Annotated in this window: 20 protein-coding genes; 14 read left to right on the forward strand and 6 right to left on the reverse strand. The window is 60.6% G+C overall.

Translation table 11 applies throughout. The features are described 5' to 3' along the window. Positions 1 to 733: SLC13 family permease (locus EJA72_RS27105; protein WP_218574386.1), on the reverse strand; the 733-nt coding region annotated here is incomplete at its 3' end. A gap of 286 nt (positions 734 to 1,019) precedes the next feature. On the opposite strand from EJA72_RS27105, the gene EJA72_RS27110 reads away from it, so the two are divergent. After that, positions 1,020 to 1,691: a glutathione S-transferase family protein gene (locus EJA72_RS27110; protein ID WP_157714944.1), complete on the forward strand. Its 672-nt coding sequence runs from the start codon at positions 1,020 to 1,022 to the stop codon at positions 1,689 to 1,691. A gap of 107 nt (positions 1,692 to 1,798) precedes the next feature. Here the strand turns inward: EJA72_RS27110 and EJA72_RS27115 are convergent, their stop codons facing one another. Beyond that, on the reverse strand, positions 1,799 to 2,089 hold the full coding sequence (locus EJA72_RS27115) for a DUF1330 domain-containing protein (RefSeq protein ID WP_157714945.1): 291 nt from the start codon (positions 2,087 to 2,089) through the stop codon (positions 1,799 to 1,801). Positions 2,090 to 2,160: 71 nt separating this feature from the next. Here EJA72_RS27115 and ribBA point away from each other — a divergent pair, with 71 nt between their 5' ends. From ribBA to EJA72_RS27155, 8 genes are all read left to right on the forward strand, one after another. Continuing rightward, positions 2,161 to 3,270: a bifunctional 3,4-dihydroxy-2-butanone-4-phosphate synthase/GTP cyclohydrolase II gene (gene ribBA / locus EJA72_RS27120; protein ID WP_157714946.1), complete on the forward strand. Its 1,110-nt coding sequence runs from the start codon at positions 2,161 to 2,163 to the stop codon at positions 3,268 to 3,270. 397 nt (positions 3,271 to 3,667) lie between these two features. Further along, complete coding sequence (locus tag EJA72_RS27125; protein ID WP_157714947.1) at positions 3,668 to 4,693, forward strand: ABC transporter substrate-binding protein; 1,026 nt, start codon at positions 3,668 to 3,670, stop codon at positions 4,691 to 4,693. Then, positions 4,690 to 5,619 carry an ABC transporter permease gene (locus tag EJA72_RS27130; protein WP_157714967.1) on the forward strand — a complete coding sequence of 310 codons (930 nt, stop codon included), beginning with the start codon at positions 4,690 to 4,692 and terminating at the stop codon, positions 5,617 to 5,619. The genes EJA72_RS27125 and EJA72_RS27130 overlap by 4 nt, the downstream gene beginning before the upstream one ends. 6 nt (positions 5,620 to 5,625) lie before the next feature. Further along, complete coding sequence (locus EJA72_RS27135; RefSeq protein ID WP_090183084.1) at positions 5,626 to 6,435, forward strand: ABC transporter permease; 810 nt, start codon at positions 5,626 to 5,628, stop codon at positions 6,433 to 6,435. A 16-nt stretch (positions 6,436 to 6,451) separates the two neighbouring features. Then, positions 6,452 to 7,606 (forward strand): ABC transporter ATP-binding protein, encoded by a 1,155-nt coding sequence (locus tag EJA72_RS27140; RefSeq protein WP_157714948.1) that lies wholly within the window; start codon positions 6,452 to 6,454, stop codon positions 7,604 to 7,606. Positions 7,607 to 7,819: 213 nt separating this feature from the next. Then, a complete protein-coding gene (locus EJA72_RS27145; RefSeq protein ID WP_157714949.1) occupies positions 7,820 to 8,212 on the forward strand; it encodes a GFA family protein in 393 nt (130 codons plus the stop codon). Positions 8,213 to 8,231: 19 nt separating this feature from the next. Beyond that, positions 8,232 to 8,690, forward strand: coding sequence for a metallophosphoesterase family protein (locus tag EJA72_RS27150; RefSeq protein ID WP_157714950.1), 459 nt, complete (start codon positions 8,232 to 8,234; stop codon positions 8,688 to 8,690). Between the two features lie 140 nt (positions 8,691 to 8,830). Continuing rightward, on the forward strand, positions 8,831 to 9,031 hold the full coding sequence (locus tag EJA72_RS27155; RefSeq protein WP_157714951.1) for a hypothetical protein: 201 nt from the start codon (positions 8,831 to 8,833) through the stop codon (positions 9,029 to 9,031). 47 nt (positions 9,032 to 9,078) lie between these two features. Here EJA72_RS27155 and EJA72_RS27160 read toward each other — a convergent pair whose 3' ends face one another. Continuing rightward, the gene (locus EJA72_RS27160; RefSeq protein WP_157714952.1) at positions 9,079 to 10,485 is read right to left on the reverse strand and encodes a cytosine permease; all 1,407 of its coding nucleotides are present in this window, start codon (positions 10,483 to 10,485) and stop codon (positions 9,079 to 9,081) included. Positions 10,486 to 10,808: 323 nt separating this feature from the next. On the opposite strand from EJA72_RS27160, the gene EJA72_RS27165 reads away from it, so the two are divergent. The 5 genes from EJA72_RS27165 to EJA72_RS27180 all read left to right on the forward strand — a co-directional run bounded on the left by EJA72_RS27165 (position 10,809) and on the right by EJA72_RS27180 (position 14,822). After that, entirely contained in the window at positions 10,809 to 11,294 is a 486-nt protein-coding gene (locus EJA72_RS27165) for a flavin reductase family protein (protein ID WP_018927703.1), read from the forward strand. A gap of 131 nt (positions 11,295 to 11,425) precedes the next feature. After that, positions 11,426 to 12,469 carry an LLM class flavin-dependent oxidoreductase gene (locus EJA72_RS27170; protein ID WP_157714953.1) on the forward strand — a complete coding sequence of 348 codons (1,044 nt, stop codon included), beginning with the start codon at positions 11,426 to 11,428 and terminating at the stop codon, positions 12,467 to 12,469. 63 nt (positions 12,470 to 12,532) lie between these two features. After that, on the forward strand, positions 12,533 to 12,685 hold the full coding sequence (locus tag EJA72_RS29010) for a hypothetical protein (RefSeq protein ID WP_178129606.1): 153 nt from the start codon (positions 12,533 to 12,535) through the stop codon (positions 12,683 to 12,685). A gap of 92 nt (positions 12,686 to 12,777) precedes the next feature. Beyond that, on the forward strand, positions 12,778 to 13,455 hold the full coding sequence (locus EJA72_RS27175) for an isochorismatase family cysteine hydrolase (protein ID WP_157714954.1): 678 nt from the start codon (positions 12,778 to 12,780) through the stop codon (positions 13,453 to 13,455). Between the two features lie 5 nt (positions 13,456 to 13,460). Beyond that, positions 13,461 to 14,822, forward strand: a complete 1,362-nt coding sequence (locus EJA72_RS27180; protein WP_157714955.1) for a cytosine permease — start codon at positions 13,461 to 13,463, stop codon at positions 14,820 to 14,822. Between the two features lie 54 nt (positions 14,823 to 14,876). Here EJA72_RS27180 and EJA72_RS27185 read toward each other — a convergent pair whose 3' ends face one another. The 3 genes from EJA72_RS27185 to EJA72_RS27195 are packed head-to-tail and all read right to left on the reverse strand — an operon-like array spanning position 14,877 to position 17,400. Beyond that, positions 14,877 to 15,626, reverse strand: a complete 750-nt coding sequence (locus tag EJA72_RS27185; RefSeq protein ID WP_157714956.1) for a PAS domain-containing protein — start codon at positions 15,624 to 15,626, stop codon at positions 14,877 to 14,879. Further along, on the reverse strand, positions 15,627 to 16,286 hold the full coding sequence (locus EJA72_RS27190) for a response regulator (protein WP_157714957.1): 660 nt from the start codon (positions 16,284 to 16,286) through the stop codon (positions 15,627 to 15,629). After that, complete coding sequence (locus tag EJA72_RS27195; protein WP_372240755.1) at positions 16,255 to 17,400, reverse strand: sensor histidine kinase; 1,146 nt, start codon at positions 17,398 to 17,400, stop codon at positions 16,255 to 16,257. The genes EJA72_RS27190 and EJA72_RS27195 overlap by 32 nt, the downstream gene beginning before the upstream one ends. Between the last annotated feature and the right edge of the window lie 48 nt (positions 17,401 to 17,448).

Here is a 17,448-nt window from a genome sequence, read left to right on the forward strand (position 1 = left end):
GCACCACCGGCAACAGAATGGTCGCCATGGTGATGCCGAAGCCCGGCAGGCTGTCGCGCGGTTCGCGGTCGAGAAACTGCCGTTCCAGCGGGTTTTCCGCCGGCAGCTGAATGCGCGGCACGATGAATTTGGCGTACAGCGGACCGGCGATGATCGCGGTCGGAATGCCGATCAGAATCGCGTAGAGCAAGGTCTGCCCCACCGACGCCTGATACACCTGCACCGCCAGCATCGCCGCCGGGTGCGGCGGCACCAGGGCATGCACCACCGACAACCCGGCGACCATCGGCAAGCCGACCATCAGGATCGACACACCAACCCGGCGCGCCACGGTAAACGCGATCGGCACCAGCAGTACAAAACCGACCTCGAAGAACAACGGCAGCCCGACCAGGAAGGCGATGCAGACCATCGCCCAATGCGCGTTCTTCTCGCCAAAGCGGTCGATCAAGGTCCGCGCCACCTGCTCGGCGCCGCCGGACTCGGCCATCATCTTGCCGAGCATGGTGCCCAGCGCCACCACCAGGGCAATGTGCCCCAGGGTCTTGCCAACCCCCGCCTCGTAGGCGCCGACCACGCCGGACGGCGGCATGCCGGCGAGCAACGCCAGGCCGATAGAGACCAGGGTGATGACGATGAAGGGATTGAGCCGGTAACGGGCGATCAGCACGATCAGCGCAATGATGGCGATGGCGGCATACACCAGCAGCCAATAGCCGAAGGACAGGGTCATGCGGTACTCCTCGAAAGGGTCACGTCGAATGGATTGTGAAATTCATAAAACATTTCGAGGCGTGATTTTCAAACGAGGCGAAAGTAATTTTCGTAGAGGGATAAGGGTTGTCGCACAGAGGCATGGACGACCAACGTTTTTGAAACTGGGTCGGGCGGATTTTCATCCGCCTGACCTGCTCGTCTGCCGTTTAAGAACGTGACTCGCGGATCTTCAGACATTGGCCAATACTTCAAAGTCTTCCTGGCTGACACCGTGCGCGCTCCTTGCGCCGAGGAGTCGAAATATGTCACTGACGCTGTACTACCATCCGCTGTCGTCGTTCTGCCACAAGGTGCTGATTGCGCTTTATGAGCACGGCATTGATGTCGAGAAGCGGCTGATCGACCTCGGGAACGAGGCAGACCGGGCGGCGCTTCAAGCGCTGTGGCCGATCGGCAAATTCCCGGTGATCCGCGATGAGACGCAGCAGCGCAACGTTGCCGAGTCCACGGTGATCATCGAGTACCTGGATCATTTTTATGCCGCTCAGTCGCGGTTGATTCCAGATGATTGGGAGACTGCGCTGGAGGTGCGGCAATGGGACCGGTTTTTTGACCTGTACGTCCAGGTGCCGTTGCAAGCGATAGTCGGTGACCGGATCCGGGCGGCCAACGGTGATCTGAGCCATGAGCGCGCCGTGCTGATGACCGCTTACGGGATGATTGATCGCCAGCTCGCGTCCAAGGCCTGGGTGGCTGGCGCGACGTTCAGCATGGCGGATTGCGCGGCGGCACCGGCGCTGTTTTACGCCAGCACCTTGGTGGCGTTTCCTGAGGAACATGCGCATTTGAGGGCGTATTTCGACAGGTTGGTGCAGAGGCCGTCCGTTCAGCGGGTGATCGATGAGGCCAGGCCTTACTTTTCGCTCTATCCGTTTGCGGATGACATTCCCCGGCGGTTTTTGGCTGCGGGGTAAGCGCCAACAATCTGCTTTATGTGGGAGCGAGCAGGCTCACTCCCACAATTGGATTTTTGTTGGCCATGGGATTGGTGTGCGTCGCAAACACGGATATACACACCGATCTAAAACACCCCCTCAACAATAATCACCTCAGCCCGAGCCACCCCTTCGCGGTGCTTTTTCGCCTCCTGATACTGCTCGGACTGATAGCAGGCAACCGCCTGTTCATACGAGTCGAATTCGATCACCACGCTGCGCTGCGGCGTCACCCGTCCTTCCATCGCTTCGCTGCGCCCGCCCCGAGCCAATATCCGCCCGCCATACGCCGCAAAGGCCTGCGGCGCCCGCTGGGTGTATTCGGTGTATTGATCCGGGTCAGTGATATCCACATGAGCAATCCAGTACGCCTTCATAGTGACCTCTCGGTTAATTTTGTATTATGGTATACCACATTATATTCCCACCCAACACTGAGAATCCCAGCATGGCCTTCAACAGCATCGAAGAAATCATCGAAGACTACCGACTCGGCAAAATGGTGCTGCTGGTTGACGACGAAGATCGGGAAAACGAAGGTGATCTGTTGCTCGCCGCCGACTGCTGCACCGCCGAAGCCATCAGTTTCATGGCCCGCGAGGCGCGTGGCCTGATCTGCCTGACCTTGACCGACGACCACTGCCAGCGGCTGGGCCTGGAGCAGATGGTGCCGAGCAACGGCAGCGTCTTCAGTACCGCGTTTACCGTGTCTATCGAGGCGGCCGTCGGCGTGACCACCGGCATCTCCGCCGCTGATCGGGCGCGTACGGTGGCCGCTGCGGTTGCCGCCGACGCCGGCCCCACCGACCTGGTGCAGCCCGGCCATATCTTTCCGTTGCGAGCCCGGGAAGGCGGTGTGCTGACCCGCGCCGGGCATACCGAAGCCGGTTGTGATCTGGCCCGCCTGGCGGGTTTCACCCCGGCATCGGTGATCGTTGAAGTCATGAATGACGACGGCACCATGGCCCGCCGTCCGGATCTTGAGGTGTTCGCGCAAAAACACGGGATCAAGATCGGCACCATCGCCGACCTGATTCACTATCGCCTCAGCACCGAGCACACCGTGGTGCGCATCGGTGAGCGTGAGCTGCCGACGGTGCACGGCACCTTCCGCCTGATCACCTTTGAAGACCGCATCGAAGGCGGCGTGCACATGGCGATGGTCATGGGCAAATTGCAGCGCAACGAACCCACATTGGTGCGCGTACATGTGATCGATCCGCTGCGCGATCTGGTGGGCGCCGAATACCACGGCCCGTCCAACTGGACTTTGTGGGCCGCGCTGCAACGCGTGGCTGAAGAAGGTTGCGGCGTGGTGGTGGTGCTGGCCAATCATGAATCGTCCCAGGCATTGCTCGAACGAGTACCCCAACTGACCCAGGCGCCCCGTCAGTTCAGCCGCTCACAATCGCGCATCTACTCTGAAGTCGGCACCGGGGCACAGATTCTGCAAGACCTTGGCGTGGGCAAATTGCGACACCTTGGCCCCCCGCTGAAATACGCCGGCTTGACCGGTTATAACCTGGAGGTGATCGAGAGCATTCCGTTTATCCAGTGATCAAGCGCGCATCCTGTAGCAGCTGGCGGAGCCTGCGTCCGGCTGCGTAGCAGTCGCAAAAAACTAGAGGGCGAGGCCTTACTGATGCTCCGCGCGGCATGAATTCACGACTGCTACGCAGCCGAACGCAGGCTTCGCCAGCTGCTACAGGGATTGTGTTTCGACTTAGAAAAAACCCGAATTGGCGGATAGCCGGTAAGGCAAAGTGCTTGCACAAAGTTTGGAATACCATAATATGATATTCCATAGACCGGACGCTTCAGCCAAGTGCCCCCGACAGGGAAAGCCCCAATAACAGCCCTTGGCTCGGTCGCCTTTAGAGGCCAGATGGACCTACTGCTCCCGATAGGCGGGCACTACAAAGCCCGCTCAAAACACAACAAATGAGGGCGTGAAAATGGTGTTGAACAAACGTGCAACCGCAGTTCTTTTTGCGGGATTACTGAGCGTGACCAGCCAGGCGTTGATGGCGGCCGAGAGCGTCAATTTCGTCAGCTGGGGCGGCAGCACTCAGGATGCGCAGAAGCAGGCCTGGGCCGACCCGTTCAGCAAGGCCAGCGGCATCACCGTGGTCCAGGATGGCCCGACCGACTACGGCAAACTCAAAGCCATGGTCGAAAGCGGAAACGTCCAGTGGGACGTGGTCGATGTCGAAGCCGACTTCGCCTTGCGCGCCGCCTCTGAAGGCCTGCTCGAACCCCTCGATTTCAAAGTGATCCAGCGCGACAAAATCGACCCTCGATTTGTCTCCGATCACGGCGTCGGTTCGTTCTTCTTCTCCTTCGTCCTCGGCTACAACGAAGGCAAGCTGGGCGCCAGCAAGCCCCAGGACTGGTCCGCACTGTTCGACACCAAGACTTACCCCGGCAAACGCGCACTCTACAAATGGCCAAGCCCTGGCGTGCTTGAACTGGCGCTGCTGGCCGACGGTGTTACCGCCGACAAGCTCTATCCGCTGGACCTGGATCGCGCCTTCAAAAAACTCGACACCATCAAGAAAGACATCGTCTGGTGGGGCGGCGGCGCGCAGTCGCAACAGTTGCTCGCGTCCGGCGAGGCCAGCATGGGCCAGTTCTGGAACGGCCGGATCCACGCCCTGCAAGAAGACGGCGCACCGGTTGGCGTAAGCTGGAAACAGAACCTGGTCATGGCCGATATCCTGGTCATCCCTAAAGGTTCGAAAAACAAGGACGCGGCCATGAAGTTCCTGGCCAATGCCAGCAGCGCCAAGGGCCAGGCGGATTTCTCCAACCTGACGGCCTACGCACCGGTCAACGTTGACAGCGTCGCGCGCCTGGACTCGGTGTTGGCTCCGAACTTGCCGACTGCCTACGCAAAGGATCAAATCACTCTTGATTTCGCGTACTGGGCCAAAAACGGTCCGGCCATCGCGACACGGTGGAACGAATGGCTGGTCAAATGAAAATGACGGCGTCCACTCCGACCGGGAGCGCCACTGGCGTTGCCGGGGCGGTTTCCGGCAAGGCCGCTGCGATGACACAAACCCCTTCACTGACACAGCGCTGGCGTGGCGCAAGTAACCTGCTCCCTGCCCTGCTGTTTCTCGGCTTGTTTTTCCTGGCGCCGTTGATCGGTCTGTTGCTGCGCGGGGTGCTGGAGCCGACACCGGGGCTGGGTAACTACGCGCAGCTGTTCGCCAACTCGGCGTACGCACGGGTCCTGCTCAACACCTTCTCGGTCGCCGGGCTGGTGACCCTGTTCAGCCTGCTGCTCGGCTTCCCATTGGCGTGGGCCATCACCCTGGCACCCCGTGGCTGGGGTCGCTGGATCCTCAACATCGTGCTGCTGTCGATGTGGACCAGCCTCCTCGCCCGGACCTATTCCTGGCTGGTGCTGCTGCAAGCTTCCGGGGTGATCAACAAGGCGCTGATGGCGATGGGCATCATCGACCAGCCGCTGGAGATGGTGCACAACCTGACCGGCGTGGTGATCGGCATGAGCTACATCATGATCCCGTTCATCGTGCTGCCATTGCAGGCGACCATGCAGGCCATCGACCCGATGATCCTGCAAGCCGGTTCGATCTGCGGCGCCAGCCCCTGGACCAACTTCTTCCGGGTGTTCCTGCCACTGTGCCGGCCAGGGTTGTTTTCCGGTGGCCTGATGGTGTTTGTGATGTCGCTCGGTTACTACGTCACCCCGGCCCTGTTGGGCGGCGCGCAGAACATGATGCTGCCCGAGTTCATCATTCAGCAGGTGCAGTCGTTCCTCAACTGGGGCCTGGCCAGCGCCGGTGCCGCGCTGCTGATCGTCATTACGCTGGTGTTGTTCTACTTCTACCTGAAGCTCCAGCCGGAATCCCCGGTTGGCGCCAGCAACGCGAGGTAAGCCGTCATGCTCCTGACCCCTAATGCCATGAGCCGCCGGATGCGCTTCGGCCTGTACTTCACGACGGGCCTGATCGCACTGTTCCTGTTGTTGCCGATCGTGTTCATCGTGCTGCTGTCCTTCGGTTCGTCTCAATGGCTGGTGTTCCCGCCACCGGGCTGGACGCTGAAATGGTACGGCCAGTTCTTCTCCAACGCCGACTGGATGAACGCCGCCGTGGCCAGCCTCAAGGTCGCCGTGCTGACCACCTTCTTCGCCGTGGCCCTGGGCTTGCCCACTGCGTTCGCCCTGGTGCGGGGACGTTTTCCGGGACGGGAAATGCTCTACGGCCTGTTCACCCTGCCGATGATCGTGCCGCTGGTGATCATTGCGGTGGCGGTGTACGCGCTGTTTCTCAAACTCGGCTACACCGGGACGATGTTTGCCTTTGTCGTCAGCCACGTGATCGTTGCCTTGCCGTTCACCATCATCTCGATCATCAACTCGCTGAAGCTGTTCGATCAGTCGATTGAAGATGCCGCGGTGATCTGTGGTGCGTCACGCCTGCAAGCGGTGTTCAAGGTGACCTTTCCGGCGATTCGTCCGGGCATGGTGGCCGGGGCCCTGTTTGCGTTCCTGGTGTCGTGGGACGAAGTGGTGCTGAGCGTGATGATGGCCAGCCCGACCCTGCAGACCCTTCCCGTGAAAATGTGGACCACCCTGCGCCAGGACCTGACGCCCGTGATCGCCGTCGCTTCGACGCTGCTGATCGGCCTCTCGGTCTTGGTCATGGTGATCGCCGCCGCCGTTCGCCGGCGCAATGAAATCAGCGCCTGAGCGCCAGGAGTACGACATGAGTGCCGTGATCAAAGATTCCGCCCTGCAGAACGACAAACCCCTGGTCAGCCTGCGCAACCTGAACAAGTACTACGGCGAATTTGCCGCCGTGGACAACATCTCGCTGGACATCAAGGACGGTGAATTCCTCACGTTCCTCGGCTCCAGCGGCTCCGGCAAAAGTACGACGCTGTCGATGCTCGCCGGCTTCGAGACCCCGAGTAGCGGCGAGATTCTCGTCAGCGGCCAGTCCCTGGTCAATGTGCCGCCGCACAAACGCGACATCGGCATGGTGTTCCAGCGCTACTCGCTGTTCCCGCACCTGTCGGTACGCGACAACATCGCGTTCCCGCTGGCCATTCGCAAACTGGCGACCGCCGAACGCGAACGCCGGGTCGACGCCATGCTCAAACTGGTGCAGCTTGAACAATTTGCCCATCGCCGCCCTTCGCAACTCTCCGGCGGCCAGCAACAGCGCGTCGCCATCGCACGGGCGCTGGTGTATGAGCCACGCATCCTGCTGATGGACGAACCCCTCGGCGCCCTCGACAAAAAGCTGCGCGAAGACCTGCAGGACGAACTGCGTCAACTGCACCGTCGCCTGGGCATCACCATCGTCTACGTGACCCACGACCAGGAAGAAGCGATGCGTTTGTCCCAGCGCATTGCGATTTTCAGCCACGGCAAAATCGTCGGCCTGGGCAGCGGATATGACCTGTATCAGAACCCGCCGAATGCCTTCGTCGCCTCGTTCCTCGGCAACTCGAACTTCCTCAAGCTCAAGGCTCAAGGCAACGCAGTGGCTTCGTTCGAAGGCCAGTCGCTGTCCATCCGCCTGACCGCCGGCCTGCAAACCGATCAAGATGTGTTGCTGATGGTGCGCCCGGAAAAAGCCCTGGCCCTGAGCGTCGAACAAGCGGCTCAAGAACCGTTGGCGGCGGGCTGGAATGAAGTGTCGGCGATTGTCGGTGAAGTGCTGTTCCTCGGTGAAAGCCAGACCTGCACCGTGAAAACCCTGGGCGGAACCTCAATGACCGTCAAGGCACTCTCCGCCGCCGGCATGCCGCTCAAGACCGGCGACCCGGTGTGTGTGCGCTGGGCCACGGCGGATGCGTGCGTGTACACCGAGTGGGCCGAGAGCGACTTGAACAAGGCCGCTGGCGCCCATTGATCTGCCGGGCGGCCCTTACCAGTGGGCCGCCGGTAACGAGTCACCCTCGGGTCGCCGCAGCGTCGGGCTGCGGCGGCCTTTTTTTGTGTTCGTGTTTCTGCGTTTGTCTGAAACAGTCGCGTCAGTCAGTGATCGGCGAGTTGAAACGCTAGACTTTTGTCGACCCGGTTTGTCGTAATCATTCCTGCCGCTTGATTTCACAGGAGACGCAACATGGACCGATTCACTGGCGGCTGCCTGTGCGGCAACGTCCGGATCGAGGCCTCAGGCCTTCCCTATCGGGTTGGCCTTTGTCACTGTCTCGACTGTCGCAAGCATCATGGCGCGCTGTTTCATGCCTCCGCGATATTCCCTCAGGACGCAGTGAAGATCGAGGGCGAAACCCGCGACTACGCCGGGCGGTTTTTCTGCCCTCGTTGCGGCTCATCCGTTTTCGCACGGACCGACGACGAGATCGAAGTGAACCTCGGCTCGCTGGATGCGCCTGACCAGCTAAAGCCAACCTACGAAAGCTGGATCGTGCGCCGCGAGTCCTGGTTGCCGCCCTTCCCGCTCACGAAACACTACAAGCGTGATCGTGAACACACAGGGCGTTTTGAGGAGTAGATCCCATGAAGAACCGCACATGAAAGTCGGCGTGATCTCGGACACCCATGGCTTGTTGCGCGCCGAAGCCCTCGTGGCGCTGCAGGGTTGTGAACGGATCATTCACGCTGGCGACATCGGCGCGCCTGACATTCTTGATCAGTTGGCCGCCATCGCCCCGCTGCACGTGGTGCGCGGCAACAACGACCTGGGCGCCGCGTGGGCAGCACATATCGCCGACCGATTAAGTTTCGAGTTGAATGGATGGCAAACCCTGCTGGTGCATGACATCGCCGATGTCCCGGCCGATCTTGATGCCGACACAAGGCTGGTGATCACCGGCCATTCGCATCAGCCACGCATCGAATGGCGTGGCGAACGGTTGTTCCTGAATCCCGGCAGCGCGGGCCGGCGGCGCTTCAAGTTGCCGGTGACGCTGGCGTTGCTTGAGGTGTTTTCGGGTTCGATCGAACCACGTTTGATTTCATTACTGGACTGACTGTTTACCGAGTTCCAGAGCTTGCCTCTGCAATGGCTACTCGGTTGTCATAATTTGTCGCAGTTAAGCCAAGTCAAAAGATTGAATAAGTGACGGCCCGGCGGTATTCATGACTTTCACTCCACTACAAGGAAGTCATCATGTCAGGCGCGAAGCACAGTCATTCATCCTCTGCACATACACTTGACACCGGGTATGGCCATCGACTTGTCGCGGTATCCGATAAAATCGAATTGATTGCAGCCAGGGCGCGCAGTCAGGCCGATATCTATTTCGAAGAGGAATCCAATGCTCTTTCGAAGTATGCGGCCAAGGTAAAGGCGACCAGGAATGACAAATGACCCACCTGTGCCGCATTAACCTGCGGCACATTGCTTTCCAGTGTTAACTACTCGGCATAACCCAATCGGGTAGCCCTGCTTTCCTGCGCTTTGCCACGCGTGGCCAGGCAGTAATACAGCGGGCACGTCACCACCAATCCCACCAGCCACGACAAATCCGCGCCTTCCACCAGATTGGCATAAGGCCCGACATACAACGACGTGTTGGCAAACGGCAACTGCACGAGAATGCCGATGAAGTACGCAATGATCGCATGCAGGTTGAAACGCCCGTAGATCCCGCCATCAGCGCGAAAAATCGACGCGATATCGTAGTGGCCGCGCTTGATCACGTAGAAGTCGATCAGGTTGATCGAAGCCCACGGCACCAACACCAGCAACAGCGCCAGAATCAGGCCGATAAATTGCGAGATGAAGTTCGCCGAAGCGCTCAACGCCACCAGGCAGCATCCCGCCAATACAATGCTCGACAACACCACACGCAACTTGATGGTCGGCGTCCACTGGCTGGCGAATGTCTGGATCGATGTAATGATCGACAGCACGGCACCGTACAGATTCAAGGCGTTGTGGCTGATGATGTTGAGCAAAAACAGCACCATCAGAATCGGCCCCAGCCAACCCGTGGATTGCTTCACCGCCGCCATCGCCTCGGTGCCTTCCGGAGTCGCCAACACCGCTACCGCGCCGAAAGAGAAGGACAGAATGGTGCCCAGCGTGGCGCCCAGGTACGTGGCGAAGAATGGCCGGGCAATGCCGATATCGGCCGGCAGGTAACGTGAGTAGTCCGAAACGTACGGCGAGAAGCTGATCTGCCAGATGATGCCCAGCGACACCGTGGCCAGCCAGCCGGACAGGTTGAAACCGCCGCGGGTGAAGAAGTCCGCCGGCAGGTCATGGGCAAAGATAAACAGGAACCCGGCGATCAGGGCACTGCCCATGACCCACGTACCGATACGGTTCAGGGTGTGAATGAAACGGTAGCCGATCACACCGATCGCGGTAGCGCTGAGGGCACCGATAAGGATGCTCGCCGGCACTGGAACCGAAGGCGCGATGCCCACAATCGATTTGCCGGCCAGCACGATGTTCGAGATGAAAAAGCCGATGTAGATCAGTGCCGCAAAGAACACGATCAGCAGCGCGCCATAACGGCCGAATTGCCCACGGCTCTGCACCATCTGCGGGATGCCCATGCGCGGGCCTTGTGCCGACGCCAGCGCAATGACCAGCCCGCCGACCATGTGCCCGAGCGCAATCGCCAACAGGCCCCAGGCCAGATTCAAATGAAACACTTGAACCACCATGGCCCCGGTGACGATGGGCAATGGCGCGATATTGGTACTGAACCATAACGTGAACAGGTCGCGGGCCTTCCCATGGCGTTCCGCGAGTGGGACGTAATCGACCGTGTGATTCTCGATCAGGGGGTCTTGCCGGGACATCTGGGACATGTGCATGAACTCGAGTTTGTCTGATCTTATAGTTGTATGAAGCCAAACCGGGGGGACTCTTCGGCCACCCCTCAGATGCCGGTCATATTATGGTATTCCAAACATTTCACAAGGCTGAACCGGTGTTTAACCGACGATCTGATCCGCTTCATTGGCCTTCCCGAGTAGGCACACCCTCGGCTAAAGCCCCGTAATCATTGAACATTAGCGCAAACAGATACGTTTATCGGACGACCAAAAAAGCCCTTGCAAACGACGTATTACGGTATACCATCAGACCTACAAATTCATAAAAACCCGTTTCACCGCCAGAGGACCGTCCCATGATCGATGCCGCCATCTACAAACAAGTGATGGGTTCGTTTCCGTCCGGGGTCACCGTGATCACCACGCTCGATGACGACGGGCAGATCGTCGGCCTGACCGCCAGCGCGTTCAGCTCGCTGTCCATGGACCCGGCCCTGGTGCTGTTCTGCCCCAACTACAGCTCCGACTCCTATCCTGTCCTGATCAAGAACAAACGTTTTGCCATTCACGTGTTGTCCGGTGGCCAGCAAAGCGAAGCCTATGCGTTCGCCCGTAAAGGCAAGGACAAGGCGCAAGGCATCGAATGGACGTTGAGCGAGCTGGGCAATCCGATTCTGGCCAATGCCACGGCGGTCATCGAGTGCGAACTGTGGCGCGAATATGAAGGCGGGGACCACGCGATCATGGTCGGTGCGGTGAAGAACCTGATCGTGCCCCAGCACACCGCCGGGCCGCTGGTGTATTGCCACGGCAAGATGGGCGCCCTGCCCGTTCTCGCCTGACTCACCGAGAAATATTGTTGCGATTATTACGTATTATGGTATACCAATAATCAACCAGCCGAACCCGGCGTTCACTCCAGGCAACAGGCCCGCAGTCGACAGGCCGATAACAAAAGATTCGAGGTAGCGTCATGAAGTTTTCACTGTTCGTGCACATGGAACGTTGGGACGAAAGCGTCAGCCACCGTCAGCTGTTCGAAGACCTGACCGAACTGACCCTGATGGCCGAGGCCGGTGGCTTCAGCACGGTCTGGATCGGCGAACACCACGCCATGGAATACACCATCTCGCCGAGCCCGATGCCGCTGCTGGCGTACCTGGCCGCCAAGACCACCACCATTCACCTCGGCGCCGGCACCATCATCGCGCCGTTCTGGCACCCGCTGCGGGTCGCCGGCGAATGCGCCCTGCTGGACGTGATCAGCAACGGTCGCATGGAAGTCGGCCTGGCACGCGGCGCCTACCAGGTCGAGTTCGACCGGATGGCCGGCGGCATGCCCGCCTCCTCCGGTGGCCAGGCGCTTCGGGAGATGGTCCCGGTGGTGCGTGCCTTGTGGCAAGGCGACTACGCCCACGACGGCGATATCTGGAAATTCCCTACATCCACCAGCGTGCCGAAGCCGATCCAGAAGCCGAACCCGCCGATGTGGATCGCCGCACGGGACCCGGATTCGCACAACTTCGCCGTGGCCAACGGCTGCAACGTGATGGTCACGCCGCTGATGAAGGGCGACGAAGAAGTCCTCGACCTGAAGAACAAATTCCAGACCGCACTGGACAACAACCCGGACGTGCCGCGCCCGCAACTCATGGTGCTGCGTCACACCCACGTACACGCCGTCGATGACCCTGAAGGCTGGAAAGTCGGGGCCAAGGCCATCTCTCGTTTTTACCGCACCTTCGACGCCTGGTTTGGCAACAAGGAAGTGCCGGTCAATGGCTTCCTGGCACCTAGCCCGGAAGAGAAGTTCGCCGGTCGCCCGGAGTTCGAACTCGAGAGCCTGCACCGCACAGCCATGATCGGCACCCCGGAAGAAATCATCCCGCGCATCAAGTATTACCAGGAACTGGGTGTCGACGAATTCAGTTTCTGGTGCGATAACAGCCTGCCCCATGCGGAGAAGAAAAAATCCCTGGAGCTGTTTATCAAACACGTGGTGCCAGCGTTTCGCTGAGCCCGCCTCCCTGCCCTCTGGACGCGAAGCCTGGGGGCTGACTGACGTGTAGGGTCGATTCCCATGCTGAATGATCGCCGCCCATCACTCGCCCCTCCCTCCGGCGCCGAGCAGGCTTACCTGCGCGGCGAATGGACCGCTTCGCATATCCACCTCAAACGCCTGCGCGCCAGCGTTTCGGCGAAACAGAACGGCTTCTGGCAAATAGTTCACTGAGCCCACCCGAACAGAAAACCACGCACCTCACGCCGCGCCACCGCGGGGCGTGCGCGCTGCATTGTGCTTCGGCTCAAGATCAGGTTTGCCCAATGAACAATAAAAACGCGCTGTTGATCATCGACATGCAACAGGAGGACAGTTTCGTCCTCGAAAATTTCGACTCCGTGGTGAGCAATACCGCCACGTTGCTCAAGTCCGCCCGCCGTCAGCGGGTGCCCGTCATCTACACCCGCCACATCAACCAGGCTGACGGCAGTGATATGCCGCACGGCGAACCACGGGCCGTCGACGGTGGCCCGAGCAGCTACCGCGCCAAGACCCGGCAAGTGGAAATCATCGAGCGCCTGGCCCCGCAACCCGATGAAATCGTGCTCGATAAAGGTCGCTACAGCGCCTTCCATCGCACCGACCTGGATGCCCGACTCAAGGCGCAAGCGGTCGACACCGTGATCGTCTGTGGCGTCTTGACCGACGTCTGCGTACTCAGCAGCGTATTCGACGCCTTCGCCTTGGGCTATCGCGTCCGCCTGGTCAGCGATGCCTGCACCACGACCACGCTGGCGGGGCACTATTCGGCGCTGTTGATCATGGCCAACTGGGTCTATTCCCTGGAACTCCTGACCAGCGCCCAATGCCTGCACGCCCTCGAATACCGCGATTACCTGAGCTTGGTCCCCGAGCACCCGGACCTGTTCGCCCACCAACCGCATGAATTCGAAAGCACCATCGCCCGTCTGAACACCCACCTCGCCCGGACTCAGGAGTGATCGCCATGCACGTCGAAAAAAGAAGCATCGATTTCATTCCTGAAGCCGAACGCCATGGCCACCCCGGCTCGCTGTTCTTCATCTGGTTCGGCGCCAACATGAACATCACCACCATCGCTTCCGGCGTGTTGCCGGTGGTGATGGGGCTCAATCTGTTCTGGAGTGCGCTGGCGATTGTGATCGGCTCCCTGCTGGGGGCGATTTTCATGGCGTCCCATTCCGCCCAGGGACCGAAACTGGGCATTCCGCAAATGATCCAGAGCCGCGCGCAATTCGGCGTGCTGGGCGCGGTGCTGCCGCTGCTGTTCGTGATGCTGATCTACCTCGGCTTCTTCGTCAGCAATACGCTGCTTGCCGCCCAGGCGCTGGAGACCGTCAGCCCGCTGCCTGCCACGGGCAACATCTACCTGATCGGCGCGCTGTGCTTCGTCGTCGCGTTGTATGGGTATCGCCTGATCCATCGCTTGCAGAAATGGCTGTCGCTGCTCTCGCTGGGCGTGTTCTGCGCTGCGACGGTGCTCGCGTTGCGGCTGCCGATCCCGGCTGAACACTGGCTGCCAACGGGTTTTGTGCTGTCGAAGTTTCTGGTGGCGGTGAGCATTGCGGTCACCTGGCAGTTGTCCTACGCACCCTATGTCGCGGACTACTCGCGCTATCTGCCGAGCAACACACCGACCGCCAAGGTGTTCTGGTACAGCTACGCCGGCACCGTCAGCGGCGGCGCGTGGATGATGATTCTCGGCGCGATCCTCAGCGTTGGTATCGGCGACTTTTCCAGCAACGTCGGCGGGCATGTCGCCGGGCTGTTCGGTGGCGGCGCGGTGCTGCTGTTTGCCTTCATTCTTTACGGCCAGGTGTCGATCAACGTGTTCAACCTGTACGGCGCGTTCATGTCGACCATCACCGTGATCGAGCCCTTCGCCCGGCTCAAGGTTACGCCCCGGGTCCGCGGTCTGTTCATGCTGATGATCAGCCTGGTGGCCACGGCCCTGTGCACCATCAGTCAGGCTGATTTCATCAATTTCTTCCTCAACTTCATTTTCTTCATGAGCTACTTCCTGATCCCCTGGACGGCGATCAACCTGGTGGACTACTACTGCCTGCGCAAAGGCCGCTATCAAATCGACGACATCTTCGACCTGAACGGCATCTATGGGCGCATCAACTGGATCGCCTGTGGCAGTTTCCTGCTGGCGATTTTCCTGGAGATTCCGTTCATGAACACCACCCTGTACGTCGGCCCGGTGGCCACGGCACTGGACGGCGTGGACCTGGCCTGGATCGTCGGCCTGCTGGTGCCGGCGCTGAGTTATTACTGGCTGATGAAACTGAGCAAGCGCAGCCAAGGCGTCGGCGAACTGTCTTGATGAGTTGACAACCCCTGTGGCGAGCGAGCTTGCGACCTCGCCACACACCCCCCCTTAAATCCCAACGTGCCGCTCGAAAATCGCCCCCTCGATGCCCAGCACTTCGCGATTGTCGGCATAAATGCCGACGCCTTTTTCCCAGACCTGCTTGATCGACTGGTCCGCACAACGAATCCGGTAATTGAGTTCGAAAGGCGCTTGCCGCGCCAAGGCATATTGCACCTCGCGCCACACGTAATCGGCGTCCTGGGGCAGAATCAAACTGTTGTAGGTGAAGTCGTGGTTGTCCACCAATCGCTCCGCCGGGTAACCGGTCAGTTGCAGGCAACCCGCACTGACGAACTCCATGGTCCAGTCACGGTTGTTGCGCCCGCGATAGATCAGCCCCGGCATGCTGTCGAGCAGGCTCATGCTGCTGCGCTGGCTGGCTTGCAAGGAAATCTCGCGGCGCTTGTGCACGGTGATATCCCCCGCCACCAGATAGAAGCGATTGCCGCCGCGCTTCAGGCTGATCTCGAACCAGCGCAACTCGCCCGACGGGTGAACAAAACGCAGCCGCTGATTGAACGAGGTCTCGGGGTGCCGGCGCAGTTCATTCAACGCCTGGAGCCATAACGAACGGTCTTCGTGGTGCACGTAGTCGATGAGGTGGCGCTGCGGGTCCGGCCGGTCCATCAATTGCGCCCACGCCAGGTTGAAGTCGGCGATCTGACCGCTGTCGCGCAGTTCGAGCAGCGCGGCGGGATAGAAGTCCATCCAGTGCGAAGGCGGCATCTGCCCCGCTGACTGTGGCCATTCGATCATCTAATGGCGCTCCTCATGTCGTGGCGACGGGCCGTTGTGCACCCACGCCGCCAGCTCCAGACGCGAATGCAGGTTGAGTTTCTGCAGCAGATTCTTCACATAGATCTTGACCGTCCCATCGCTGATCCCCAGTTCCCGACCGATCTGTTTGTTGCTCATGCCCGCCGCGATCAACGCCAGCGTCTGGCCCTCACGATCCGTCAGGTGCTCCGCGTCGGCCTGATCCGGCCCGTGCACGGGCGCTTGCTGATCGGCAAGCAGCGCCACCAGCGTAGCGTCGAGGACAATCGCGCCCTTGTTGCAGTTGCGCATGTACGCCAGCAACGCATCGGGTTCGGTTTCCTTGAGCACGTAACCGCTGGCGCCCAGGCGCAGGGCCGTCAGCAGCTCGGCGCGGTCCATCGACGCGGTCAGGACCACCACCTGACAGTCGAGTTGCAGTTGACGCAATTCATCGAGCACCTGCAATCCGCTCAGGCCCGGCATGTGCAAGTCCAGCAAGACCTGCTGCGGGGCCAGGCTCACCGCCAGGTTGATCCCTTCGCGACCGCTGGCGGCTTGCCCGACCACCTGGTAGTCATCGCTGGCGCCGAACAGCTGTGCCAGGCCCTTGCGAAACAGCGGGTGATCATCGATCAGTAATAAGGTCGTGCAGTCCATCGAGACTCCCCTGTGTCAGGTTCTGGCTGGGTGAAAGACCAAGGTGGACGCGTACCCCGTGCGGCCGGATCGCTTCAATGGACAGGCTGGCGCCAATGCTCGCGGCGCGCTCGCGGATAATCGCCAGGCCAAAATGGTTTTCCTCGCCCGACGCCGGGCTCAGGCCAATACCGTCGTCCTCGACCGAGATCGAGGCATCGCCCTGCTGGTTTTGCCGCAGCTCGATGCGCACGTGCCGGGCGTGAGAATGGCGCACGGCGTTGGCCAGGGCCTCGCGAATGATCTGCAGGATCTGCAATTCGGTTTCAGGGCTCAGGGCGTCGTCAGGCAGGCGATTGTCCAGTTCGAAAACGATGATGCAGCGTCGCGAAAACTCGGCCACGGAATCGGCCAGGGCCTGACGCAGCGAGCGCCCGTCCATGGTCAGGCGAGCGCTGGTGATCAACTCGCGCACCTGACGCTGCAACTGACTCAGGCCGCCGCGCAGCTCCTGCAACGCCGTCGTTGCCTGCTCGGGCTCGCCCATTTTTGACTGGACAAAGCGCGCCTGGAACGACAGGTAACCCAGCTGTTGCGCCACCGAGTCGTGTAGCTCGCGGGCCAGCGCACCGTGCTGAGAGGTAGCCTGTTTGCGCCGCTGCTCGCGGGTGTGGCGCAACAAGCGCACGGTCACCCCGACCGCCTGCGCGGTCTCTTCCAGCAACCGGTGCCAGCTCGCGCCGACGGGCCCCGGGGTATCGAGCAACAACACCCCTTTATTCAGCCCATCTTCTTCCGGCAAAGCGCACAACAACCGATGCACGCCGCGCTTGCCGCAAGGAGCACACGCCTGCGGCCCATCGCCCAGGCTCGCGTTGCGCCAGGGGCACTCAGGCACGTCCCGGCAACCGCCGAGCTGCCCGCGACGGGCCGGCCCCAGGTCCTCGCCGCCAAGAATCAGGTTGAGCCTGGACGCGGGCAGCAGTGCTTCGAAACGGTCAAGAAAGCCCGACAAGGCACCGTCACTGTGCATCTGGCACAACGGCAACCCGGCCAGCAGCCGGCGCACGCTGCGCATCTGTTCGACGCGGATGCGCCCAAACCAGCGTGCCCACCACTGCGGTCGTGTCTGCACTGTCGATGACTCCCCGTCTCGTTGCTCCGCCCTGAGCAATCACGAGCA

Origin of the sequence: Pseudomonas sp. PB120 (genome assembly GCF_009761815.1) — a bacterium.
GTDB lineage: Bacteria > Pseudomonadota > Gammaproteobacteria > Pseudomonadales > Pseudomonadaceae > Aquipseudomonas.